Annotated in this window: 30 protein-coding genes; 26 read left to right on the top strand and 4 right to left on the bottom strand. The window is 37.7% G+C overall.

Annotated elements, in window-relative coordinates:
- From H4K35_RS07500 to H4K35_RS07485, 4 genes are read left to right on the top strand one after another with little or no spacing between them, the layout of a single operon-like run.
- On the top strand, positions 1 to 486 hold the full coding sequence (locus H4K35_RS07500) for a Na+/H+ antiporter subunit E (protein WP_182626757.1): 486 nt from the start codon (positions 1 to 3) through the stop codon (positions 484 to 486).
- Positions 483 to 758 carry a monovalent cation/H+ antiporter complex subunit F gene (locus tag H4K35_RS07495; protein WP_182626756.1) on the top strand — a complete coding sequence of 92 codons (276 nt, stop codon included), beginning with the start codon at positions 483 to 485 and terminating at the stop codon, positions 756 to 758. The genes H4K35_RS07500 and H4K35_RS07495 overlap by 4 nt, the downstream gene beginning before the upstream one ends.
- Positions 751 to 1,155, top strand: coding sequence for a monovalent cation/H(+) antiporter subunit G (gene mnhG, locus H4K35_RS07490; protein WP_182626755.1), 405 nt, complete (start codon positions 751 to 753; stop codon positions 1,153 to 1,155). The genes H4K35_RS07495 and mnhG overlap by 8 nt, the downstream gene beginning before the upstream one ends.
- 54 nt (positions 1,156 to 1,209) lie before the next feature.
- The gene (locus H4K35_RS07485) at positions 1,210 to 3,363 is read left to right on the top strand and encodes a S46 family peptidase (protein ID WP_182626754.1); all 2,154 of its coding nucleotides are present in this window, start codon (positions 1,210 to 1,212) and stop codon (positions 3,361 to 3,363) included.
- 1,058 nt (positions 3,364 to 4,421) lie between these two features.
- Here the strand turns inward: H4K35_RS07485 and H4K35_RS07480 are convergent.
- Positions 4,422 to 4,874: a DUF4190 domain-containing protein gene (locus H4K35_RS07480; protein WP_182626753.1), complete on the bottom strand. Its 453-nt coding sequence runs from the start codon at positions 4,872 to 4,874 to the stop codon at positions 4,422 to 4,424.
- 284 nt (positions 4,875 to 5,158) lie between these two features.
- Between H4K35_RS07480 and murC the strand changes: the two genes are divergently transcribed.
- From murC to H4K35_RS07465, 3 genes are all read left to right on the top strand, one after another.
- A complete protein-coding gene (gene murC / locus H4K35_RS07475) occupies positions 5,159 to 6,511 on the top strand; it encodes a UDP-N-acetylmuramate--L-alanine ligase (RefSeq protein WP_182626752.1) in 1,353 nt (450 codons plus the stop codon).
- Positions 6,512 to 6,639: 128 nt separating this feature from the next.
- A complete protein-coding gene (locus H4K35_RS07470; RefSeq protein WP_182626751.1) occupies positions 6,640 to 7,380 on the top strand; it encodes a RadC family protein in 741 nt (246 codons plus the stop codon).
- 57 nt (positions 7,381 to 7,437) lie between these two features.
- On the top strand, positions 7,438 to 8,136 hold the full coding sequence (locus H4K35_RS07465) for a YjjG family noncanonical pyrimidine nucleotidase (RefSeq protein ID WP_182626750.1): 699 nt from the start codon (positions 7,438 to 7,440) through the stop codon (positions 8,134 to 8,136).
- Between the two features lie 14 nt (positions 8,137 to 8,150).
- Here the strand turns inward: H4K35_RS07465 and H4K35_RS07460 are convergent, their stop codons facing one another.
- Positions 8,151 to 9,428, bottom strand: a complete 1,278-nt coding sequence (locus tag H4K35_RS07460; protein WP_182626749.1) for a replication-associated recombination protein A — start codon at positions 9,426 to 9,428, stop codon at positions 8,151 to 8,153.
- A 152-nt stretch (positions 9,429 to 9,580) separates the two neighbouring features.
- On the opposite strand from H4K35_RS07460, the gene H4K35_RS07455 reads away from it, so the two are divergent.
- Positions 9,581 to 10,372, top strand: coding sequence for a rhomboid family intramembrane serine protease (locus tag H4K35_RS07455; protein ID WP_182626748.1), 792 nt, complete (start codon positions 9,581 to 9,583; stop codon positions 10,370 to 10,372).
- 151 nt (positions 10,373 to 10,523) lie between these two features.
- On the opposite strand, the gene rlmB is transcribed toward H4K35_RS07455, so the two are convergent.
- On the bottom strand, positions 10,524 to 11,258 hold the full coding sequence (gene rlmB, locus H4K35_RS07450; RefSeq protein WP_182626747.1) for a 23S rRNA (guanosine(2251)-2'-O)-methyltransferase RlmB: 735 nt from the start codon (positions 11,256 to 11,258) through the stop codon (positions 10,524 to 10,526).
- 107 nt (positions 11,259 to 11,365) lie between these two features.
- On the bottom strand, positions 11,366 to 13,027 hold the full coding sequence (locus tag H4K35_RS07445; protein WP_182626746.1) for a BamA/TamA family outer membrane protein: 1,662 nt from the start codon (positions 13,025 to 13,027) through the stop codon (positions 11,366 to 11,368).
- Between the two features lie 183 nt (positions 13,028 to 13,210).
- Between H4K35_RS07445 and rpsL the strand changes: the two genes are divergently transcribed.
- The 18 genes from rpsL (at position 13,211) to rpsN (ending at position 22,940) form a co-directional block, all read left to right on the top strand.
- On the top strand, positions 13,211 to 13,591 hold the full coding sequence (gene rpsL, locus H4K35_RS07440; RefSeq protein ID WP_002987523.1) for a 30S ribosomal protein S12: 381 nt from the start codon (positions 13,211 to 13,213) through the stop codon (positions 13,589 to 13,591).
- A gap of 25 nt (positions 13,592 to 13,616) precedes the next feature.
- Complete coding sequence (gene rpsG / locus H4K35_RS07435; protein ID WP_002987522.1) at positions 13,617 to 14,093, top strand: 30S ribosomal protein S7; 477 nt, start codon at positions 13,617 to 13,619, stop codon at positions 14,091 to 14,093.
- A 21-nt stretch (positions 14,094 to 14,114) separates the two neighbouring features.
- Complete coding sequence (fusA, locus tag H4K35_RS07430) at positions 14,115 to 16,250, top strand: elongation factor G (RefSeq protein ID WP_182626745.1); 2,136 nt, start codon at positions 14,115 to 14,117, stop codon at positions 16,248 to 16,250.
- A gap of 11 nt (positions 16,251 to 16,261) precedes the next feature.
- On the top strand, positions 16,262 to 16,567 hold the full coding sequence (gene rpsJ / locus H4K35_RS07425) for a 30S ribosomal protein S10 (RefSeq protein ID WP_026710316.1): 306 nt from the start codon (positions 16,262 to 16,264) through the stop codon (positions 16,565 to 16,567).
- Between the two features lie 113 nt (positions 16,568 to 16,680).
- Complete coding sequence (gene rplC, locus H4K35_RS07420; protein WP_182626744.1) at positions 16,681 to 17,298, top strand: 50S ribosomal protein L3; 618 nt, start codon at positions 16,681 to 16,683, stop codon at positions 17,296 to 17,298.
- Positions 17,298 to 17,927, top strand: coding sequence for a 50S ribosomal protein L4 (gene rplD, locus H4K35_RS07415; RefSeq protein ID WP_182626743.1), 630 nt, complete (start codon positions 17,298 to 17,300; stop codon positions 17,925 to 17,927). The genes rplC and rplD overlap by 1 nt, the downstream gene beginning before the upstream one ends.
- Before the next feature lie 7 nt (positions 17,928 to 17,934).
- Positions 17,935 to 18,225 (top strand): 50S ribosomal protein L23, encoded by a 291-nt coding sequence (gene rplW, locus H4K35_RS07410; protein WP_158962477.1) that lies wholly within the window; start codon positions 17,935 to 17,937, stop codon positions 18,223 to 18,225.
- A 6-nt stretch (positions 18,226 to 18,231) separates the two neighbouring features.
- Positions 18,232 to 19,056, top strand: coding sequence for a 50S ribosomal protein L2 (gene rplB / locus H4K35_RS07405; protein ID WP_182626742.1), 825 nt, complete (start codon positions 18,232 to 18,234; stop codon positions 19,054 to 19,056).
- An 11-nt stretch (positions 19,057 to 19,067) separates the two neighbouring features.
- A complete protein-coding gene (gene rpsS, locus H4K35_RS07400) occupies positions 19,068 to 19,346 on the top strand; it encodes a 30S ribosomal protein S19 (protein WP_002987514.1) in 279 nt (92 codons plus the stop codon).
- Between the two features lie 9 nt (positions 19,347 to 19,355).
- Positions 19,356 to 19,766 carry a 50S ribosomal protein L22 gene (rplV, locus tag H4K35_RS07395; RefSeq protein ID WP_182626741.1) on the top strand — a complete coding sequence of 137 codons (411 nt, stop codon included), beginning with the start codon at positions 19,356 to 19,358 and terminating at the stop codon, positions 19,764 to 19,766.
- 8 nt (positions 19,767 to 19,774) lie between these two features.
- Positions 19,775 to 20,494 (top strand): 30S ribosomal protein S3, encoded by a 720-nt coding sequence (gene rpsC, locus H4K35_RS07390; protein ID WP_182626740.1) that lies wholly within the window; start codon positions 19,775 to 19,777, stop codon positions 20,492 to 20,494.
- Between the two features lie 18 nt (positions 20,495 to 20,512).
- A complete protein-coding gene (gene rplP, locus H4K35_RS07385) occupies positions 20,513 to 20,932 on the top strand; it encodes a 50S ribosomal protein L16 (RefSeq protein WP_002987510.1) in 420 nt (139 codons plus the stop codon).
- Positions 20,933 to 20,944: 12 nt separating this feature from the next.
- The gene (gene rpmC, locus H4K35_RS07380) at positions 20,945 to 21,136 is read left to right on the top strand and encodes a 50S ribosomal protein L29 (RefSeq protein WP_002987509.1); all 192 of its coding nucleotides are present in this window, start codon (positions 20,945 to 20,947) and stop codon (positions 21,134 to 21,136) included.
- A 17-nt stretch (positions 21,137 to 21,153) separates the two neighbouring features.
- Positions 21,154 to 21,411 (top strand): 30S ribosomal protein S17, encoded by a 258-nt coding sequence (rpsQ, locus tag H4K35_RS07375; RefSeq protein WP_182626739.1) that lies wholly within the window; start codon positions 21,154 to 21,156, stop codon positions 21,409 to 21,411.
- A gap of 2 nt (positions 21,412 to 21,413) precedes the next feature.
- Positions 21,414 to 21,782 (top strand): 50S ribosomal protein L14, encoded by a 369-nt coding sequence (gene rplN / locus H4K35_RS07370; protein ID WP_002987507.1) that lies wholly within the window; start codon positions 21,414 to 21,416, stop codon positions 21,780 to 21,782.
- Positions 21,783 to 21,794: 12 nt separating this feature from the next.
- On the top strand, positions 21,795 to 22,112 hold the full coding sequence (gene rplX, locus H4K35_RS07365) for a 50S ribosomal protein L24 (RefSeq protein WP_182626738.1): 318 nt from the start codon (positions 21,795 to 21,797) through the stop codon (positions 22,110 to 22,112).
- 2 nt (positions 22,113 to 22,114) lie between these two features.
- Positions 22,115 to 22,666, top strand: coding sequence for a 50S ribosomal protein L5 (rplE, locus tag H4K35_RS07360; RefSeq protein WP_182626737.1), 552 nt, complete (start codon positions 22,115 to 22,117; stop codon positions 22,664 to 22,666).
- A 4-nt stretch (positions 22,667 to 22,670) separates the two neighbouring features.
- Positions 22,671 to 22,940, top strand: a complete 270-nt coding sequence (gene rpsN / locus H4K35_RS07355) for a 30S ribosomal protein S14 (RefSeq protein ID WP_002987503.1) — start codon at positions 22,671 to 22,673, stop codon at positions 22,938 to 22,940.

The raw sequence follows: 22,940 nt of genomic DNA, 5'->3' as shown, positions 1-22,940 counted from the left end.
ATGCTAAAATACTTTTTACTTAATATCCTGTTGACGTTTGTTTGGGTGGCCCTAACCGGACAGCTAAATTATGCCAATTTCTTTTTTGGAGGTGTAGCTGGGTTTTTTATCCTCTGGATGTTGACCAAAACCTCCTCCAATAAGGCCGATAAAGAATACTTTTATCGCGTACCCAAAATTATTGTTTTTGCCTTCTATTTCTTCGTGGATATGTTGCAAGCCAACTTACAAGTGGCAATTGATGTGATCACACCCAATTACCACACCACCCCAGGAATTATAAAATACGAAATCGATGCAAAAACAGATTTTGAAATTACCATGTTAGCCAATATTATTGCCCTAACTCCAGGAACCATGGTAATCGATATTGCTGATGATAAAAGCCATATCTTTATTCATACCATGTATTTGAAAGATAAAGATAAATTTATCCAACGCATGAAAGAAAGAACAGAAATGAAACTCTTAGCTATTTTACGATGACAGTAGAAACTTATTTGATATACGTAGTGATGCCCATCATCTGCCTGTCCTTGATTCTGATCTTTATTAGATTCTTAAAAGGACCTGCTGTAGTTGATCGTGTAGTGGCTATTGATTTACTGATAACCGTAGGTGTTGGATTTATTGGACTGTTTAGTTTGATCGCCAATAACCCTATATTTTTAGATGTTGCTGTGATTATGGCGCTGATCGCCTTCTTGAGTACAGTAGCCTTTTCGTTTTACCTTGATAAAAGAGAAAGAGATGACTGATATACTAATCATGATATTGAGTACATTAGGTGCTATTTTTATCCTAATTGCCTCCATCGGTATTTTTCGAATGCCCGATTTCTATACCCGACTTTCCATCACCATTAAAGCAGCAACCCTGGGGATCGGTTGTATTCTAGGGGCAGCGGCAATTCACTTCTCCGAGTTTTCAATTACGACCAAAGTATTTGCCATTGTGTTTTTCTTGTTCATCACTTCCCCAGTCGCCGCATTCTTAATCGCTAGAACTGCTTATATGACCGGAATAAAATTGTGGAATCGCTCCGTAATTGACGAATTGAAAGACCGATATGGTTTCGATAACCCCAAAGAACACGAAGGGAAAAACATTCATCCCAAGACAAATAACAATAAAATTGATGAGGATAAGGATTAATTATTTTGTTTATTAAACTATCTTCGCACAACTAAGTAACATACTAATATAATTATGAAAAAAATCGTTCTATTACTGACCGCTTTTTTACTTGTAGCGCCGATCAAAGTTAAGGCAGACGAGGGAATGTGGTTTTTAATGTTCCTTGAGCGTTTGAACCAACGCGATATGGAAAAAATGGGATTACAGCTTACAGCTGAAGAAATTTACAGCATCAATAACCACTCGCTGAAAGATGCAATTGTTCAGTTTGATGGTGGATGTACAGCTGAGATCATTTCAGATCAAGGATTAGTTTTAACTAACCACCACTGCGGATACGATAAGATAGCGAGCTTATCAACACCAGAAGATGATATTTTAACCAATGGATTTTGGGCTAAAGACAAAGCAGCAGAACGCCCTGCAAAAGGATTATCTGTACGTTTCTTCGTGCGCATGGATGACGTTACAAAACGTATCTTGAGCGTGGTAAATGATAAAATGTCTGAAGCTGATAGAGAAAAAGCAATCAACCAAGAGATTGCTAAAATTCAAAAAGAAAACGACGGTGATGGTAGATATACTGTATCTGTAAAGTCATTCTTTCAAGGTAATGAGTTTTACTACTTCGTTTATGAAGACTTTAACGACGTTCGTTTAGTAGGTACCCCACCAAATAGCATTGGTAAATTCGGTGGAGATACTGACAACTGGGAATGGCCACGCCACACAGGAGATTTTTCTTTGTTCCGCGTATATACAGATGCAAAGGGAAACCCTGCTGAATATGCTGCTGATAACGTTCCAATGAAACCAAAACACGTATTACCTGTTTCGATTGCGGGAATCAAAGAAGGTGACTTCTCTATGATTTTGGGATACCCAGGTAGAACAAACCGTTGGATGCCTGCACAAGGAGTTGAACAAAATATTAAATACGCTTATCCAGCTTGGGTTGAAGGTTCAAGATTGGGAATGGACGTAATGAAAAAATACATGGGACAAGATGACGCTGTGCGTCTGAACTATGCCTCTAAATATGCAGGTGTTGCAAACTACTGGAAAAACAGACAAGGGATGATTGATGCATTAAATCAACACCAAACGGTTGCAACAAAAACCAAAGCAGAAAACGAGTTCCAAAAATGGGCAAATAAAAAAGAAAATAAAGCAAAATACGGTAACGTAATCGCTGATATCAACGCTTTCTATAAAGCAACTAATACAAAAGCACGTCACGATAATTACTTGATGACCTTATTGCGTACTTCAGCTTTAGCTGCTACACCATACCGCTTGTCAGGTGGATTAGAAGCTTATGCTGCTGGTGATGATAAGAAAAGAGCTGAAATGCATGATGATTTTATCGCTTATATAGAGGATATCTATGAAGGACAAAACGAGGCTTTAGAAAAAGAAATGTTGGCGAAACAATTAGAATTGTATGCTACAAAATCGGAGGGTTATGCAATCGCGCCTTATATCGCTCAAATCCAAAAAGAGTATAACGGTGATTTCCAAAAATTCGTAAACGAAGCTTTTGAAAAAAGTGTTTTTGTAAACAAATCGAAAATTGAAGCTTTCTTAGCGAACCCAACAAATACAACTATTGCAAACGATCCACTATTGAAACTTTCGGTTGCAATTATGGAACAATACCGCGCAAAAAGTGACGAGTTAGCTCTATTAGAAGACAAATACCAAAAAGCTTATCGCTTGTTCGTTGACGGTGTTAGAAAAAGTAACCCAGAAGGAAAATACTATCCAGATGCAAACTCTACTTTACGCCTAACTTATGGTACAGTAAAAGACTTGCCAAGAGGAGAAAAAGTAAATGATGCAAAAGAAAACTGGTACACTACGCTAAAAGGGACTGTGGCAAAACACATTCCTGGAGATGAAGAGTTTGACGTTCCACAAAAATTAATCGACTTGTATAATGCAAAAGATTACGGAGTGTATGCTGATAAACAAAGTCACTTACCTGTAAACTTCTTAACAAACCACGATATTACAGGAGGTAACTCAGGTTCACCTGTATTGAATGGAAAAGGAGAGTTGATTGGTTTGGCTTTTGATGGTAACATTGAAGCAATGGCTGGAGACGTAATCTATGATCCAGAATTACAACGCACAATCAACGTGGATATCCGTTATGTACTATTCATCATCGACAAATTTGCTGATGCAAAACACATTGTGGATGAAATGAATGTTGTAAAATAACTGAACACATCAATATAGGCTTTCTGAAAAGCCTAACAACATAGAACCCCATCTAATTTTAGATGGGGTTTTTTTGTGCTGTACTGTCTCGTCCTGATTACTATTTTTAACAATCGTACTTTGTTATTCACAAGCTACACACCTACATCATTCAAAATTAACCTGCAATACTCCCTTCCTTGTTTTTCCATTATTTGCAAAACAAGAGCACAACCAAACAATGCAAAAAGCTGTTATTTAGTTGTTTGTGTTGTTTGGTTTTACTCTTGTTCGGGTCTTCTTCGATAGACATGCGTATTTACTTGGGATAAACCCCGATTTACCGAAGCTGACTCGAACAAGACTCGAACAAGACTCGAACAAAATCCAACCTCTTTCCGTTTTACTGCAAGAAACTACCCCTTCTTTTTCGTCTAAATTCATGTAAATACAAAGCTCTTTGTCCGATGGTGCAGATTTGTTCCCTGGGCCTTCATCTATCCGTCTAACTGTTGTTAGGGGGATGAAATAGGCACTATGAATATCCGTTGCTTTGTATTTTGTTGAGCTTGTTCTATAGATTGAAACAACTATTTTTACCTCAGGAGTAAAAATCCGCACAATCGGGATAGACAATGAAAAAACCCCGTCTAAAAAAGAAGGGGTTTTGTTTTTAGGCCTTTTGGACAGCCTCTTGTATGTTTTTTAAATAATTCCCAATAAGGGGATAAATGCGTATAAAAAGAAAATAGATAACAAGGGGAGATCGACATATAATAGTCCCTTTTTATAATAAGATATAGGAAGCAGAACTAATAGTCCCCTACTTATACTTACATAAATAAAAAAGAGAAAAATCGAATAGCTATAAGGGTTGATTAAGTCTTTTTTTCCTTGTATTAACGCCATAAAATCTCGTGTTAGGCCTCTGCTTCTACATAAGGTTTCAGGGAGTCCCTCACAAGAAGAACGAATACTGAAAGCGGTTGAGGTAGCTGTAGTAAGCCAGAAAATATACCCCCATAGACAGAGCATTAAAACAAAAAAAATACAGTTAATTATCTTATAGTTGTTCACCCTTATTCTGCTACTTGCTCGTCTAAATAGTATACCTCACCTTGCCCTTGAAGTGAATCTTCTGCTTCGTTATATTCCTCCTCGTAATAAGGGGTATAATCGTCTTGATTAAGGCTTTCAATCTCATTCTGTATGTCGTTGAGATCATTAATTACAGCATTGGCAGCAGTAGCAAAGAATGCTCCCCAAGCGAGTATAATAATAAAACTGATGCCTCCAAGCACAAGCCCAGCTATTCCTAACCCTTTTGCTTCGTTGTGTTTCTTAGCACTGGAGATAGTTAAGATCCCCAATACAATGGCGACAACTGAAACAATAAGCGCTATAAGTCCAAAACACGGAATAAAAGAAGAAGGTAAAGCAATGATCCCTGCTACAAGAGCTAAAATACCCAATACTTGCGTGTTGCTCTCACTTTTTTGTGGCGGTACTGGTGGTGGATTGTAATTGTTCATAGGGTGATTTTTATATAAATTTTAGCAAAAATACGATATATTTTGTCTCAATTCTTTAGTGAAAAGCAAATTTGCACCAAAATTGTGAACACCTAGGTATAAGAAGACAGCAGAAATACCAACGAGATGGATAGGTATATAGCAACAACTACGACTAGAGGCTACTTGTAAATTACTGAAAGGAAGACAGATTTTGTACCGGCATTCGAAAATGTATTCTGTTTTTTTAGTAATAAAATTGTAATTTTATCCTCCAATAAGAATCGACGTAAAAAAGATATATAATGCGCGTACATTTTATCGCAATAGGGGGAAGTGCCATGCACAATCTTGCCTTAGCCTTACATGCAAAAGGAGATGTTGTTACAGGAAGTGACGATGCTATTTTTGAACCCTCTAAAACGAGATTAGCCAAGCAAGGACTACTTCCCGAAACAGAAGGTTGGTATCCAGAAAAAATTACACCGGCAATTGACGCTGTGATTTTGGGTATGCATGCCAAAGAAGATAACCCCGAGTTGATCAAAGCTAAAGAGTTAGGCCTGAAAATCTATTCCTATCCCGAGTTTATTTATGAACATGCCAAGAATAAAACCCGTGTAGTCATTGGAGGTTCTCACGGAAAAACGACCATTACTTCGATGGTGTTGCACGTGTTAAATTACCATGGCGTCGAAGTGGATTATTTAGTAGGAGCACAGCTGGAGGGATTTGATCGTATGGTGAACCTAACTAATGAAAATGATTTCATCCTCATTGAAGGCGATGAATATCTTTCTTCTCCTATTGATCGACGTCCGAAATTTCATCTATATGAACCCAATATCGCTCTCTTGAGCGGTATTGCTTGGGACCATATTAACGTGTTTCCAACGATGGAGAACTATGTGGATCAGTTCCGCATTTTTATTGATAAAATTACCAATGGCGGCATTCTAATTTACAACGAAGAAGATGAAATCGTCAAACAAATAGCTGAAGAAAGTAGCAATCCAATTCGCAAAATCCCGTATACAACCCTAGAAAATGAGATTGTTGATGGAGTTGCTTATTTAGTGACTTCCGAAGGACCGATGCCCTTAGAGGTGTTTGGTCAGCACAACATCAATAACATCAGTGGTGCTAAATGGGTATGTCAGAATATGGGAATTGACGAAGATGATTTCTATGATGCTATTACCAGTTTTAAAGGCGCTTCTAAACGTTTAGAAAAATTGTATGACAGCAATACTACAGTGGTCTATAAGGATTTTGCACATTCGCCAAGTAAAGTAAAAGCAACAATGAAGGCAGTTCGCGAACAATACCCAGACAAAAAGCTAGTAGCTTGTTTAGAATTGCATACCTATAGCAGCTTGAATGCTGATTTCTTAACTGAATACAAAGGTAGTTTAGACCCTGCAGATCAAGCTGTAGTTTTCTATTCCTTAGAAGCTTTAAAAATCAAACGCATGCCAGAGATTCCTGCAACTCAAATGCAAGAGGCCTTCGCCTTACCATCTTTGACAACCTATACCAATGCGGAAGACTTTAAAGCATTTATCAAAACACTGGAATTAAAAAATAGCGTATTGTTATTTATGAGTTCTGGAGATTATGGCGGGTTAGATTTGAATGCCTACGTTCAAACAATATAAAAAAAAAAAAATCCTTTCAACGAAAGGATTTTTTTATAGAGAATATTGAATAAACGAATAGTTGAGGTTTCTTTTCGTTTTTTAGGACTGCTTTTTGTAGAGGTTGAAAGAGTAAAAACCGCAAGATAATGTCAGCCATCAGAAAACCTATTTCCAGCTGGGCAGAAGATGATCGCCCAAGAGAAAAGCTCCTCCTCAAAGGAAAAAACTCCCTTAGTGATGCGGAGTTGCTTGCCATTTTAATCGGTTCGGGAAATAAAAACGAAAGCGCAATTGACCTCAGTCGACGGATTTTAGCGAACTTTGATACCAGCCTGTCCGAATTGGCTAAACAATCCGTCTCGAACTTGCAACAGTTTAAAGGTATCGGTCAAGCCAAAGCAATTGCAATCGTTGCCGCGCTAGAACTTGGGCAACGTAGACGAAGGGCAGATGCCGTGAATCAAAATAAAATTAGTTGTAGTCAAGATGTATTTGAATTGATGCAACCCAAACTAGGAGAACTAACCCATGAGGAGTTCTGGGTCATATTTTTAAACAACGCCAATCGCGTTCGTGCTGTTGTCGCCAATAAAGAGAATCCCTTCATCAGTCACCAATGCATTGATACAGTAAACATCAGTAAAGGAGGTGTCACAGGAACAATTGTGGATTTGAGAATACTGTTTAAACTAGCCATAGAAAAACAAGCAACAGCCGTTATTCTCGTTCATAATCATCCCTCAGGAAAACTCAAACCTAGTGAAGCGGATTTCCAAATCACCAAGAAAATTAAAGAAGCAGGTAAGATTATGGATATCTCTATTTTAGATCATTTCATCATTACCGAATATGATTATTATAGTTTTGCAGATCATGGTACCTTATAAGGTGTCCCTTTTTTTTCAAAATGCGTATTTTTGTACTCATACTAAGAAATAAAACGGATGTATTTAAAAAAGTTTGAACATAAAACGGATATATTTTTTGACCTTGATCATACTTTGTGGGATTTTGAAAAGAATTCTGCTTTAGCTTTCGAGCAAGTGCTAGACGAAATGAAATTGCCCTTTACTATTGAAGCGTTCTTAGAGCATTATGTCGATATTAATGCAAATTATTGGGATCGCTATAGTCTTAATCAAGTATCTCAAGCGGAATTGCGCATTGGTAGAATCCGAGATACCTTTGAGTTGTTGGAGTATACCACATCGACAGAACGCATGCTGGAAGTGGGAGATAAGTACTTGCATTATCTTCCCAACCACAATTACCTATTCGATGGTGCAGTTGAAATCCTAGAGTACCTCCACGAGAAGTATAGGTTACATATTATCACCAATGGATTTGATCAAGTTCAGGCGCGTAAGATCAAGAACTCGGGAATTGATGGTTTCTTTCAAACGGTAACCAATTCTGAACTAGCGGGTGTAAAAAAGCCAGACGCCAAAATCTTTGCCTATGCCTTGCAATTAGCTAAAGTAGGAGTGGAAGACACAGTTATGATTGGAGACAATCTATTGGCAGATATCGAAGGAGCGCAAAATGTGGGAATGGATGTTATCTATTACAACGAACACCGCAAACCAGTTCCCTTAACTTTGCCACAAGTCAATACCTTATTAGATATAAAAAGCCTGCTGTAGAGCAGGCTTTTGTATTAGTAGTTGTATTTGAATTGCCATCTGTTTTTTAAGAACTCACGCGTGCTATTTTCACGGCTGTTTTGTCCAGGCTCATAGAAGACTGTGCCAGTAAGTTCTGCAGGAAGAAATTCCTGATCGACAAAATTATTCGGATAGTCGTGGGAGTATTTATACTCTTCTCCATAACCCAATTCCTTCATGAGTTTGGTCGGCGCATTGCGCAAGTGAATGGGAACCGATAAATCGCCCGTTTGCTTTACCATTTGTTGCGCCTGACCAATGGCCATATAGGTCGAGTTGCTCTTTGGAGACGTGGCTAAGTAAATCGCACATTGGCTCAAGAGAATTCGACTCTCCGGATAGCCAATAACAGATACAGCCTGAAAGGTAGAAGTGGCCATGATTAGAGCCGTCGGGTTAGCGTTTCCAATATCTTCAGAAGCTGCAATAACTAATCGCCTTGCAATAAATTTTACATCTTCCCCTCCTTCAATCATACGGGCCAACCAATATACAGCCCCATTGGGGTCACTGCCACGGATGGATTTAATGAATGCTGAGACAATGTCGTAATGCTGTTCTCCCGTTTTGTCATAAAGAACCGTATTTTTCTGAACAATTTGCATTACATAGTCATTGGTGACCACTATATCATCACCCGTTGTTGCATTGACAATCAGTTCAAAGGTGTTGAGGAGCTTTCGTCCATCTCCTCCCGATACACGAAAAAGTGCTTCGGTTTCCTGTAGGTCGATGCGTTTGGATTTTAGAAAAGAATCCTTAGCGATAGCGCGGTCTAGCAGTGCGCGTAAATCCTCTTTGGTAAAAGCGTTTAACGTATAAACCTGACAGCGCGAAAGCAAGGCAGGAATAACTTCAAAACTAGGGTTTTCTGTTGTTGCGCCAATTAAAGTTATCCAGCCGCGTTCAACCGCCGCTAAAAGCGAATCTTGTTGGGATTTGCTAAAGCGATGAATCTCGTCTATAAACAAAATCGGATTGCGAGCCGTAAATAAACCGTGATTCGATTTCGCTTTGTCAATCACCTCACGGACGTCTTTTACCCCCGAGTTGATCGCACTCAAAACGTAAAAAGGACGTTGACTCTCTTTAGCTAAGATTTCAGCCAATGTCGTTTTGCCCGTGCCTGGAGGTCCCCAAAAAAGCAAAGAAGGAATAAAACCCGTTTGCAATTGCTTTGTTAAGATTCCTTTTTCCCCCACTAAGTGTGCTTGACTGACATAGTCAGCTAAGGTCTGCGGTCGTACTCGTTCTGCTAATGGTGCATCCATGACATTGTGATTTTGAGAAATACAAAAATACAATCTATAATCTCATATAAAAAGAAGTCGTTTAAAATTGTATACATTCTCTTTGCTTTATCTAGCTGAATTGAAACACTATTTTATATCTTTATGTTTTACCTAGCATTCAACAGGATCAAATGAAAGAGAAACAACTTGTCATCACTGCCGATTTAATCATACTGCCCGTCTTATTTCTAATGTTGATTTGGACGGTGTATTGGTTGGATTGGAAAGACTACTTACAATTGTACCAATATGGAGTATATCCTCGCACTCTAAAAGGATTGAGGGGGATCATTTTCAGCCCTTTTATTCACGGAGGACTCAAACATATTTACAACAATTCCGTCGCCCTATTTGTCTTGCTGTTGCTCGTTCAATTCTTTTACAAAAAACAAGTGTGGCAAATCTTGGGATGGGGAATCCTTTTATCCGGATTAGGTACTTGGTTGATCGCAAGAGAAAGCTATCACATTGGAGCAAGTGGATTGATTTATGTGCTGGTGAGCTATATGTTCTTCAAGGGAATACAAACCAAGTATTTCCGCTTAGTCGCATTGTCTCTTCTGATTGTGATGCTTTACGGCAGTATGATTTGGTACGTGTTTCCCGATATTGAAGAAGGTATTTCTTGGGAAGGTCACCTCAGTGGATTTATCACGGGTATGCTGTTGTCTTTCGTATTAAAATCACCTGTATATGCAGAGAAGGTATACAAATACGAATGGCAGTCACCCGATTATAATGAAAGCAACGATCCCTTTATGCAGTGCTTTGATGCGGAGGGCAATTTTGTGATCATCCCCAAAGAAGTACGCCAAGCTGAAGCTTTGAAAAATCCCTATCGAAAAACATTGCCTATACTATATAAGAGAAGTGACATAAAGGAAAATGGGGATAGCAGCACTTATTTTGCGAGTGAAAATTAGCTCAACTAAAAAAGGAAAGGATTGCCATGGCAATCCTTTCCTTTTTTATTGTTGAAAGCGTACGCTTCTACTTTTAAATAGAGTCAACTAATTCCTAGTTGTTTTGGTATTTCGATCTACCTTTCCTTCGTTTGGATATTTGCCTATCCAACTATCGTCTCTGTCTAATGATTTCGTATAGAAAAGCGCCACATGCAACCGATACGTTTAACGAATCGATGGTGCTGAACATAGGTAGTTTTGCTTTTTCATCAATGATCTTTAAAACGGAAGGATTGATTCCTCTATCTTCGCTACCCATAATGATAGCCATTGGAACGTTGAGGTCAACATCGTAGATCTCCTTTTCTGCTTTTTCAGTAGCACCTAACGTTAATACGCCAGAACCTTGCAAATAGAAAACAGCATCTTTGATGTGGTCTACCTTACAAATAGGAATATTGAAAACAGCACCAGCAGAAGTTTTGATGGTATCCCCATTTACAGGAGCAGCACCATTTTTAGAAATAATAATTCCGTCTGCCCCACAACAAACTGCCGTGCGGATGATTGCGCCAAAATTACGCGCATCAGATAATTGGTCTAACACAACAAAAAGAGGCTTCTCTTTCTTCTCTAAGGTAGTTTCAACCAACTCCTCTAATGAGATAAATGTAATAGGTGCAATGCTACCAATAGCTCCTTGGTGATTTTTCTTTGTCAAGCGATTGAGCTTTTCAATTGGCACATAAGAGAAGTTAATGTTGTTTCTCTTTAGTGTTTTGATTAACTCATTCATTAATTCACCTTGTGCATCCTTTTGTAAGAATACCTTATCTATATCTTTACCTGCTTCAATGGCTTCGATTATCGCGCGAATACCAAAAATTTGATTCTCCTGATCCATGGCGCAAAGGTAGTTATATTTTTATTATGCGTTAGATGTTTTTTGCAGTAGCGCTAAACTTTTGTCTTCCGATGTTGCAATGGTAGTAGCCAACTTAAAAGATAAAATTAGAACAACGTTTTGAAGCCGATGTGAATGGTTGTATTGTCAAAAGAAAATGGAATACCCGGTTGTTTGCCGTTGGCAAAAGATAGATTAAAGTAACTCGAGGCTGTTATAAAACCTAGTCCCATACCTATACTATATAAGGTGTTCTTTTGTTCCAAGGGTTTATAGGTTTGAATGGCATAATCAAAAAGCGTGTGCAAGTACAGGCTGGGATGTACTAAAAAGCGATATTCCGTATTAATTAAATTCAGCTGATTGGCCAGTAAACTGTTTTCCTGAAATCCGCGTAAGGACTGACTTCCACCAAAGCGATATAATTCGTTAATCAGATAGTCTTTGCTGAACAACGCGTAATAGGTCCAATTGATATAAAAGTAATGCTTGGGAGCTAGCTCAATATTCTTATTGGCGTGAACTTGTACGATGTATTGTGCTTGCTTAGAATCCTCTGTTGTTCGGTTTCCTGTGCCAACCAATGCATCTAAAGTATAATTGATAGGAAATAGAGGAAGATTCGCTCGTTTTTTTGTTAATGTATAGTTTAGCGTAAAAAAGGTGCTGTCAAAATTTTCCATCGAAGGTAATACACTGTTGGTAGTAGAAGAGGTGCTTTGATAGCCCAACTTGAGGTTTTGGTTGTATCGGATGGCATAGCCCAGTTGTAGACCAAGTTTAGTGTTTTGGTAAATCGTATCTTGTTTTTGAATATTGAGCTGACCGCTTACATTCAAAGGAGTATTAAAAAGGTATACAAAAGAGGTTTTGAAGTCAAATTGCGTTTGTTTGTTTGCATCACTGCGCCAGTACAAGGCGATGGACTCACCTTTGTTTAGTACATTGTGTAGTGCTAAATCAAGATAGCCTGCCATGGTGAATTTGTCCTCTTCATCTGTGCTAAACCCCATAAAACCATCAAAAGAATTGGTGTTGGCTTTGTCTACATATAGATATAAGGTAGTTGCATCATCCGTAAACAAGGTTTCTGGTGTTTTATAGGACTTCAAAAAGTCGAGCTCACTCACGGTTTGTGAAAGGGCAGAGACAAGTTGGTCACTATATGGTTTGTTGAGGTAGCGCTTGGTCACCTGTCGAATAATGTGTTCAGGAACCTTGGTGGTGCTTTTTATGGCGATCTGATCCAGTTGGCGACTGTTGGTAAGGTCAATTTTTAAATCACAGTATAAAATAGCGTTGCTTATGTTGTGATTGAGTAACTGTAAGGTTGACATTCCCAAGCCATGCTGATCCAATTGTTTGGTGTATTGTTGTAAGTGAGGAGACAACGCTTCAAAATCGAGAACAAGACTGTCTCGCGTAAAATTGAGTTGTTGTTGAATCGAAGCAGAGAGTAGATTGTTCGATAGGATCACTTGGCGAATAGGATCACCTAGTGTATAGTGATAAGTAATGTGAAGATCTTGTTGTTCCTTCTTTTTAGTGAAGGAAAGATATCCTTTTTGTTGTAACAGTTGATCAATTTGAGCAACTGCTTGATTGACAGATTGTAAATCCGAATGTTTTTTTTCATACGCCAAGGCGTGTAGCAATTCGCGCTCTTTTTCTTGGGTAGCTGTTATTTCAAGGGTCAATAGCACATCTTGTCCATAGCTAGTAAATCCTAGCAAGCAACACAAAAAAAGAGAGAGAATTAACTTAGGCACCTTGACTATATATTTAGGTGTAAAGTAAAATAAAAAAAGTAAGAAGCTGAGACTTAAAGAATAAAATAAATAAATTACTTGAAAATTAATAGATTGTCTTTTGATAAAAGAAAAAAACTTTCTACATTTGCAACCCCGTATATAGTGGGGAATAATATATTGTAGAAATTATTAATAAACATTATGCCAACAATTCAACAATTAGTAAGAACAGGGAGAACCCAATTAACTAAGAAGAGTAAATCGGTTGCTTTGGATTCTTGTCCTCAAAGAAGAGGAGTTTGTACGCGTGTTTATACTACTACACCTAAAAAACCTAACTCTGCAATGCGTAAAGTTGCAAGGGTACGTTTGACAAATGGTAATGAAGTAAACGCTTACATCCCAGGAGAAGGACACAATTTACAAGAGCACTCGATAGTATTAGTTAGAGGAGGAAGGGTAAAAGATTTGCCAGGTGTTAGATACCACATCGTACGTGGAGCTTTGGATACTGCTGGAGTAAACGGTAGAACACAAAGAAGATCTAAATATGGTGCAAAACGCCCTAAAGACAAAAAATAATCGTTTAAACGTTTAAGAAAAAGACATGAGAAAAAGACAGGCGAAAAAGAGACCTCTTTTACCAGATCCGAAATTTAATGATCAATTAGTGACGCGTTTTGTGAATAACTTAATGTGGGATGGTAAGAAGTCTACGGCTTTTAAAGTATTTTATGATGCTTTAGCAATCGTTGAAGAGAAGAAACAAGATGAGGAGAAAACTTCATTAGAAATTTGGAAAGAGGCGTTAACTAACGTTATGCCACACGTAGAAGTTCGCTCTCGTCGTGTTGGAGGGGCTACATTCCAAATTCCTATGCAAATTCGTCCAGATAGAAAAATTTCTATGGCAATGAAATGGATGATTTTGTATGCGAGAAGAAGAAATGAGAAATCTATGGCTGCAAGATTAGCTTCTGAAATTTTAGCTGCTGCTAAAGAAGAAGGTGCTGCAGTTAAAAAGAGAATGGATACGCACAAAATGGCTGAGGCTAATAAAGCGTTCTCTCACTTTAGATTTTAATCCCTACAGAAAACTTATACAATGGCAAGAGATTTAAAATATACAAGAAATATTGGTATCGCTGCTCACATCGATGCTGGTAAAACAACTACTACAGAACGTATTTTGTTCTACACAGGTAAAAACCACAAAATGGGAGAGACTCACGAAGGATCTTCTACAATGGACTGGATGGAGCAAGAGGCGGAAAGAGGTATTACTATTACTTCAGCAGCGACTACTTGTACTTGGAATTTCCCAACTAAACAAGGTGAGAAGATAGCTGAGTCTATGGAGTACCACTTCAATATTATTGATACTCCGGGTCACGTTGACTTTACAGTAGAGGTGAACCGTTCTTTACGTGTATTAGATGGATTAGTATTCTTATTTAGTGCAGTTGATGGTGTTGAGCCACAATCTGAAACTAACTGGAGATTAGCTGATAACTATAAAGTTCCTCGTATGGGGTTCGTTAATAAAATGGACCGTCAAGGAGCTAACTTCTTAGCAGTATGTCAGCAAGTTAAAGATATGTTGAAATCAAACGCTGTGCCAATCGTATTACCAATTGGTGATGAAGCAGATTTCAAAGGTATCGTTGACTTAGTGAAAAACCGCGCAATCGTATGGCATGATGAAAATCATGGTTCTACTTTTGACGTAGTTGAGATTCCTGCAGATATGGTTGACGATGTTAAACAATACAGAGGTCAATTAATCGAGGAGATCGCGGCTTATGACGAGAATCTACTTGAAAAATATATGGAAGATGAGAACTCAATCACTGAGGACGAAATCCATAGAGCATTACGTGCTGCTACATTAGATATGAGCATCATCCCAATGTCTTGTGGTTCATCTTTCAAAAACAAAGGGGTTCAGTTTATGTTGGATGCTGTTTGTCGTTACTTACCTTCTCCAATGGATAAGGAAGCTATCGAAGGAACAAATCCTGATACTGAAGAGCCAGTTGTTCGTAAACCATCAGTTGCTGAGCCGTTTGCTGCATTAGCATTTAAAATCGCTACAGATCCTTTCGTAGGACGTTTAGCTTTCTTTAGAGCTTATTCAGGACACTTAGATGCTGGTTCTTACGTATTGAACACACGTTCAGGAAACAAAGAGCGTATTTCTCGTATCTACCAAATGCACGCAAACAAACAAAATCCAATCGAATATATTGAGGCTGGAGATATTGGAGCTGCTGTTGGATTTAAAGATATCAAAACAGGGGATACATTATGTGATGAAAAACATCCTATCGTATTAGAAAGTATGGATTTCCCTGATCCAGTTATCGGTATCGCTATTGAACCAAAAACAAAAGCGGATATGGATAAAATGGGTACTGCTTTAGCTAAATTATCTGAAGAGGATCCTACGTTTACTGTGAAAACAGATAAAGCTTCTGGACAAACAGTAATCTCTGGTATGGGAGAGTTGCACTTAGATGTATTAATCGACCGTATGAGACGTGAATTCAAAGTTGAAGTGAACCAAGGGGAGCCTCAAGTTGAGTACAAAGAAACGCTTACTCGTGTTGCAAACCACAGAGAGTCTTACAAAAAACAATCAGGTGGACGTGGTAAATTCGCGGATATCGTGTTTACAATTGGACCTGCTGACGACGTGGATGGAAAACCATTCGTTGGATTACAATTCGTAAATGAGGTAAAAGGAGGAAACGTACCAAAAGAATATATTCCTTCTGTAGAAAAAGGATTCAAAGAAGCGATGAAACAAGGGCCTTTAGCAGGTTTCGAAATGGATTCGATGAAAGTAACTTTAACAGATGGTTCTTACCACGCGGTTGACTCGGATGCTTTATCGTTCGAATTAGCAGCGAAAATGGGTTACAAAGCGGCTGCTAAAGCTGCTGGTGCTGTAATTCTTGAGCCTATCATGAAGTTAGAGGTATTGACTCCTGAAGAAAACATGGGTGATATCGTTGGGGATTTGAACCGTCGTCGTGGACAAATCAACAGCATGGATGATAGAAATGGAGCAAAAGTGGTTAAAGCTTCTGTGCCATTATCAGAAATGTTCGGATATGTAACTACATTGAGAACATTATCATCAGGTAGAGCTACTTCTACAATGGAGTTCTCTCACTACGCTGAAACACCATCAAACATTTCAGAAGCTGTAATCACTAAAGCAAAAGGAAACGCTTAATTTTCGAGAAAATGAGTCAAAAAATCAGAATAAAATTAAAATCTTACGATCATATGTTGGTTGATAAATCAGCGGAGAAAATCGTAAAAACTGTAAAAAGTACAGGTGCAGTAGTAACAGGTCCAATTCCGTTACCAACTCATAAAAAAATCTTTACTGTTTTACGTTCACCACACGTAAACAAAAAAGCAAGAGAACAATTTGAAGTTAGTTCATACAAAAGATTGTTAGATATTTATTCATCTTCTTCTAAAACAATTGATGCTTTAATGAAATTAGAGTTACCAAGCGGTGTAGAAGTTGAGATTAAAGTGTGATCATTCAACGCAATTTCAAATAAAAAATAAAGAGTAGGGATTGAGTATTAGAGCTGTCAAGGCTCTAATGCTTAATTCTTTTAAATAAGTTTAAATAATTTAATTAAATATTTATGTCTGGGTTAATTGGTAAAAAAATCGGCATGACTAGTATTTTCGACGAAAATGGAAAAAACATTCCATGTACAGTAATCGAAGTTGGTCCATGTGTCGTTACCCAAGTCAGAACCAATGAGGTTGACGGGTATGAAGCGTTACAACTTGGTTTCGATGACAAGACAGATAAACACGCTACTAAAGCTGAGTTAGGTCACTTTAAAAAAGCGGGAACATCTGCTAAAAGAAAAGTCGTTGAGATCAAAGAATTCGAAGGAGAGCACAAATTAGGTGATGTTATCACAGTTGATTTGTTCATAGAAGGAGAGTATGTAGACGTTCAAGGTGTATCTAAAGGAAAAGGTTTCCAAGGAGTTGTTAAACGTCATGGATTTGGTGGAGTAGGTCAAGTTACTCACGGTCAAAAAAATCGTTTAAGAGCACCAGGTTCTGTGGGAGCTTCTTCTTATCCATCTCGAGTATTCAAAGGAATGCGCATGGCAGGAAGAACTGGAGGAGAAAATGTAACAGTACAAAATCTAAGAGTTTTAAAAGTAGTTGCTGAAAAGAACTTACTTGTGGTTAAAGGAGCTATTCCAGGACACAAAAACTCTTATGTAATCATTCAGAAGTAATGGAAGTAAAAGTTTTAGATATTACAGGGAAAGATACTGGTAGAAAAGTTGAACTTTTAGATTCAGTATTCGGTATTGAGCCAAACAATCATGCAGTATATCTTGATGTTAAACAATATTTAGCAAATCAAAGACAAGGTACGCACAAAGCAAAAGAAAGAGCTGAGATTGCAGGAAGTACACGCAAGATTAAAAAACAAAAAGGAACTGGAACGGCGAGAGCAGGTAGCATCAAGTCACCAGTATTCAGAGGAGGAGGAAGAATCTTCGGACCAAGACCAAGAAACTACTCTTTCAAATTGAATAAGAACTTAAAACGCTTGGCAAGAAAATCGGCGTTTTCAATTAAGGTTCGCGAAGAGAACTTAATCGTTTTAGAAAACTTCAACTTCGAAGCTCCAAGTACTAAGAATTTCATTAGTGTATTGAAAGCTTTAGGGTTAGAAAATAAAAAATCTCTATTTGTGTTGGGTGAATCAAATAAAAATGTATATTTGTCATCACGCAATTTAGAGAAGGCTGCTGTTGTAACTAACTCAGAATTAAGTACTTACGCTATTTTAAATGCGGGAAGCTTAGTCTTGACAGAGGGATCTGTGGCTGGAATTGTTGAAAATTTAAGCAAATAATAGGAACATGAGTGTTTTAATTAAGCCTATAATTACAGAAAAAGTAACAAAAGACGGCGAAGTTTTTGGTCGTTATGGTTTCGTAGTTGATAGAAAAGCAAACAAAATTGAGATCAAAAAAGCGGTAGAAGCTACTTATGGTGTTAGTGTTGTTAACGTGAATACTATGAACTATGGTGCTAAGCGTTCTGTTAAGTATACAAAAAGCGGTATGATTAACGCTAAAACTAATGCTTTCAAAAAAGCAATAGTTGAATTGAAAGAAGGAGATAATATAGACTTTTATTCAAATATCTAATAAATAATGTCAGTTAGAAAATTAAAACCTATTACCCCAGGTCAGCGTTTTAGAGTTGTAAATAGTTTTGACGCTATAACAACTGATAAGCCGGAGCGTAGTTTACTAGCACCGAAAAAAAAATCTGGAGGTAGAAATAGTCAAGGAAAAATGACCATGCGCTACACAGGTGGTGGTCATAAACAAAGATATCGTATCATCGATTTCAAAAGAGCAAAAGAAGGAGTTCCTGCAATTGTTAAGACAATCGAGTATGATCCAAACCGTTCAGCATTTATTTCATTACTTGCTTATGCGGATGGAGCTAAGACATACGTTATCGCTCAAGCTGGTCTGAAAGTTGGACAAACTGTAGTTTCTGGACCAGATGCATCACCTGAAGTAGGGAATGCAATGCCTTTAAGTAAAATTCCTTTAGGAACTGTTATTTCTTGTATTGAATTACGTCCTGGTCAAGGAGCAGTAATTGCTCGTTCAGCTGGTACTTTCGCACAATTAGTAGCAAGAGATGGTAAGTATGCAACAATTAAAATGCCTTCTGGAGAAGTGCGTTTGATTTTGTTAACTTGTATGGCTACGATTGGAGCTGTATCGAACCACGATCACCAATTAATCGTTTCTGGTAAAGCAGGTAGATCAAGATGGTTAGGTAGAAGACCAAGAACTAGAGCTGTAGCTATGAACCCGGTAGATCACCCAATGGGAGGTGGAGAAGGTCGTTCTTCTGGAGGACATCCACGTTCAAGAAACGGGATGCCTGCTAAAGGTTATAGAACTCGTTCTAAAGTTAAGTCGAGTAACAAGTATATCGTTGAACGTAGAAAGAAATAAAAGAGTAAGACATGGCACGTTCGTTAAAAAAAGGACCTTATGTTCACTTTAAATTAGAGAAGAAAGTTCTTAAAAATGTAGAGTCTGGAAATAAAGCTGTGATCAAAACATGGTCAAGAGCTTCTATGATTACTCCAGATTTCGTTGGACAGACAATCGCAGTACATAATGGTCGTCAATTTGTTCCTGTATATGTAACAGAGAACATGGTTGGACATAAATTAGGGGAATTTTCACCAACAAGATCGTTTAGAGGTCACGCTGGTGCAAAGAATAAAGGTAAAAAATAATAAGAAGCTATGGGAGTTCGTAAAAGAGAAAGAGCTGAGCAAACGAAAGAAGCTAATAAGCAAGTTGCTTTTGCTAAGCTAAACAATTGCCCTACTTCTCCAAGAAAAATGCGCTTAGTAGCGGATTTAGTAAGAGGACAGAAAGTAGAAAAAGCTCTAAATATATTGAAATTCAGTTCAAAGCACGCTTCTCGTAATTTAGAGAAATTGCTTTTATCTGCAATCGCAAACTGGCAAGCAAAAAACAGCGAAGAAAACATGGAAGAAGCTGGACTTTTTGTAAAAGAAATTAGAGTAGATGGAGGAATGATGTTGAAAAGACTTCGTCCTGCACCTCAAGGAAGAGCACACAGAATAAGAAAGCGTTCTAATCACGTTACAGTTGTATTAGGATCTAATAATAACACACAAAGCAATTAATAAACAGTATGGGACAAAAAACTAATCCGATCGGGAATCGCCTTGGTATTATTAGAGGATGGGACTCAAACTGGTATGGTGGAAATGATTACGGTGACAAAATCGCTGAAGATCACAAAATCAGAAAGTATATCCATGCTCGTTTATCAAAAGCTAGTGTATCTAAAGTAATCATCGAGAGAACTTTGAAACTTGTAACCGTTACTATTACTACTGCTAGACCTGGTATCATTATCGGGAAAGGTGGACAAGAAGTAGACAAGTTGAAAGAGGAATTGAAAAAGATTACTGATAAGGAAGTTCAAATCAATATCTTTGAAATTAAGAGACCTGAACTTGATGCGTTTTTAGTGGCTGCTAGTATCGCGCGTCAAATCGAAAACAGAATTTCTTACCGTAGAGCAATCCGTATGGCTATTGGTGCTGCGATGAGAATGAATGCTGAAGGAATCAAAGTAATGATTTCTGGTCGTTTGAACGGTGCTGAAATGGCTCGTTCAGAATCATTCAAAGAAGGAAGAATTCCATTATCTACTTTCAGAGCAGACATCGATTATGCACTTGCTGAAGCTCATACTACTTACGGTAGAATGGGAATTAAAGTGTGGATCATGAAAGGTGAAGTTTACGGTAAAAGAGATCTTTCTCCGTTAGCTGGTATGGATAAAAAACAATCTAAATCAGCAGGATCTAGTAAAGGTAGACCTAACCAACGCAAAAGAAAGTAATTTTTAAACTGAAGAAAAATGTTACAGCCTAAAAGAACAAAATACCGTAAGGTACAGAAAGGTAAGATGAAAGGGATTTCCCAAAGAGGGCATGAACTTTCAAATGGTATGTTCGGAATTAAATCTTTAGATTCAGCATTTATCACTTCTCGTCAAATCGAGGCTGCGCGTATCGCTGCAACTCGTTTCATGAAACGTGAAGGACAATTGTGGATCAAGATTTTCCCAGACAAGCCAATCACTAAGAAGCCTCTTGAAGTGCGTATGGGTAAAGGTAAAGGTGCAGTGGAATACTGGGTTGCTGTGGTAAAACCAGGAAAAATAATGTTTGAGGTTGGTGGCGTGCCACTATCTGTAGCGAAAGAAGCTTTACGCTTAGCTGCTCAAAAACTTCCTGTGAAAACAAAATTTATAATTGCTAGAGATTTCGAAGCATAATAGAAATTTATCATGAAACAATCTGAAATAGTAAACCTATCTGTAGCTGATTTACAAGAGCAATTAAAAGAATTGACTAACGCATTAAATAGCTTAAAAGCGACTCATGCAATTTCTCCAATCGAGAATCCACTTCAAATCAGAAAGGTGAGAAGAACAATTGCAAGAGTGAACACAGAGCTAAGCAAAAGAGAGTTACAATAATTGTATTCTGCTGAAAGATGGAAAATAGAAAAGAAAGAAAAGAAAGAATAGGTGTTGTTACTAGCAACAAAATGGAGAAATCTATTGTTGTTTCTGAAGTAAAAAAGGTAAAACACCCATTATATGGAAAGTTCGTGAAGCAAACTAAAAAGTATGTGGCACACGACGAAACAAACGACTGCAACATTGGTGATACAGTTAGAATTATGGAGACACGTCCATTATCTAAATCAAAATGTTGGAGATTAGTTGAAATCATTGAAAGAGCGAAATAATTATGGTACAACAAGAATCTAGACTTAAAGTAGCAGATAACACGGGAGCAAAAGAAGTTTTGACAATCCGTGTATTAGGTGGAACAAAGCGTCGTTACGCTTCAGTAGGAGATAAAATTGTAGTAAGTATCAAAGACGCAACTCCAAATGGAAGCGTTAAGAAAGGTACAGTTTCTACTGCTGTAGTTGTTCGCACTAAAAAAGAGGTTAGAAGAGCTGATGGATCATACATTAGATTCGATGATAACGCTTGTGTATTATTAAATGCTGCAGGTGAAATGAAAGGAACTCGTGTTTTTGGACCAGTAGCAAGAGAACTTCGTGAAAAACAATTCATGAAAATTGTATCATTAGCACCTGAGGTGTTGTAAATCGTTCTAAACATGATTAAGCTAAAGATAAAAACAGGAGATACTGTACGTGTTATCGCTGGTGATCACAAAGGATCTGAAGGAAAAATCGTACGTGTATTACGCGAAAAAAACAAAGCTATTGTTGAGGGGGTAAACATCATTTCAAAGCATGTTAAGCCTAGCGCTACTAACCCTCAAGGTGGAATTGTTAAGAAAGAGGCTCCTATCCATATTTCTAATTTAGCGATCGTTGATCCTAAAACTAACGATACTACGAAAGTAGCTATCCAGAAGAATGAAAATGGAAAAAATGTAAGAGTTTCTAAAAAATCAAATCAAGTATTATAGTTATGGCTTATATACCAAGACTTAAAGAAGAATATAAAAGCAGAGTAATCTCTGCTCTTAAAGAGGAGTTTGGATACAAGAACATTATGCAAGTTCCTAAACTTGAGAAAATTGTTGTTAGCCGTGGTGTTGGTGCAGCTGTATCTGATAAAAAGTTAGTTGACTACGCAGTAGAAGAATTAACTAAAATTACAGGACAAAAAGCTGTAGCTACTATTTCTAAGAAAGACGTTGCTTCTTTCAAATTGAGAAAAGGAATGCCAATTGGAGCTAAAGTTACTTTACGTGGAGAAAGAATGTATGAATTCTTGGATCGTTTAGTTACTTCGGCTTTACCACGAGTAAGAGATTTCTCTGGTATTAAATCTGAAGGATTTGACGGTAGAGGAAATTATAACTTAGGTGTAACTGAGCAAATTATTTTCCCTGAAATCAATATTGATAAAGTAAACAAAATCGCTGGTTTCGATATTACTTTTGTAACATCTGCTAATACAGATAAAGAAGCAAAATCTTTACTAGCTGAATTAGGATTACCTTTTAAAAAGAATTAGAGTTATGGCTAAAGAATCAATGAAAGCCCGTGAGGTTAAAAGACAAGCATTAGTAGCTAAATATGCGGATAAAAGAAAAGCTCTTTTGGAAGCAGGTGACTACGAAGGGTTACAAAAATTACCTAAAAATGCTTCTCCTGTGCGTTTACACAACAGATGTAAATTAACTGGAAGACCTAGAGGGTATATGCGTCAATTCGGTATTTCTCGTGTTACTTTCCGTGAGATGGCTAACCAAGGGTTGATACCAGGAGTTAAAAAGGCAAGTTGGTAA

The sequence above is a fragment of the Myroides sp. NP-2 genome, from assembly GCF_014145665.1.
Taxonomy (GTDB): domain Bacteria; phylum Bacteroidota; class Bacteroidia; order Flavobacteriales; family Flavobacteriaceae; genus Flavobacterium.
This window is presented reverse-complemented; position numbering and strand designations above follow the sequence as displayed.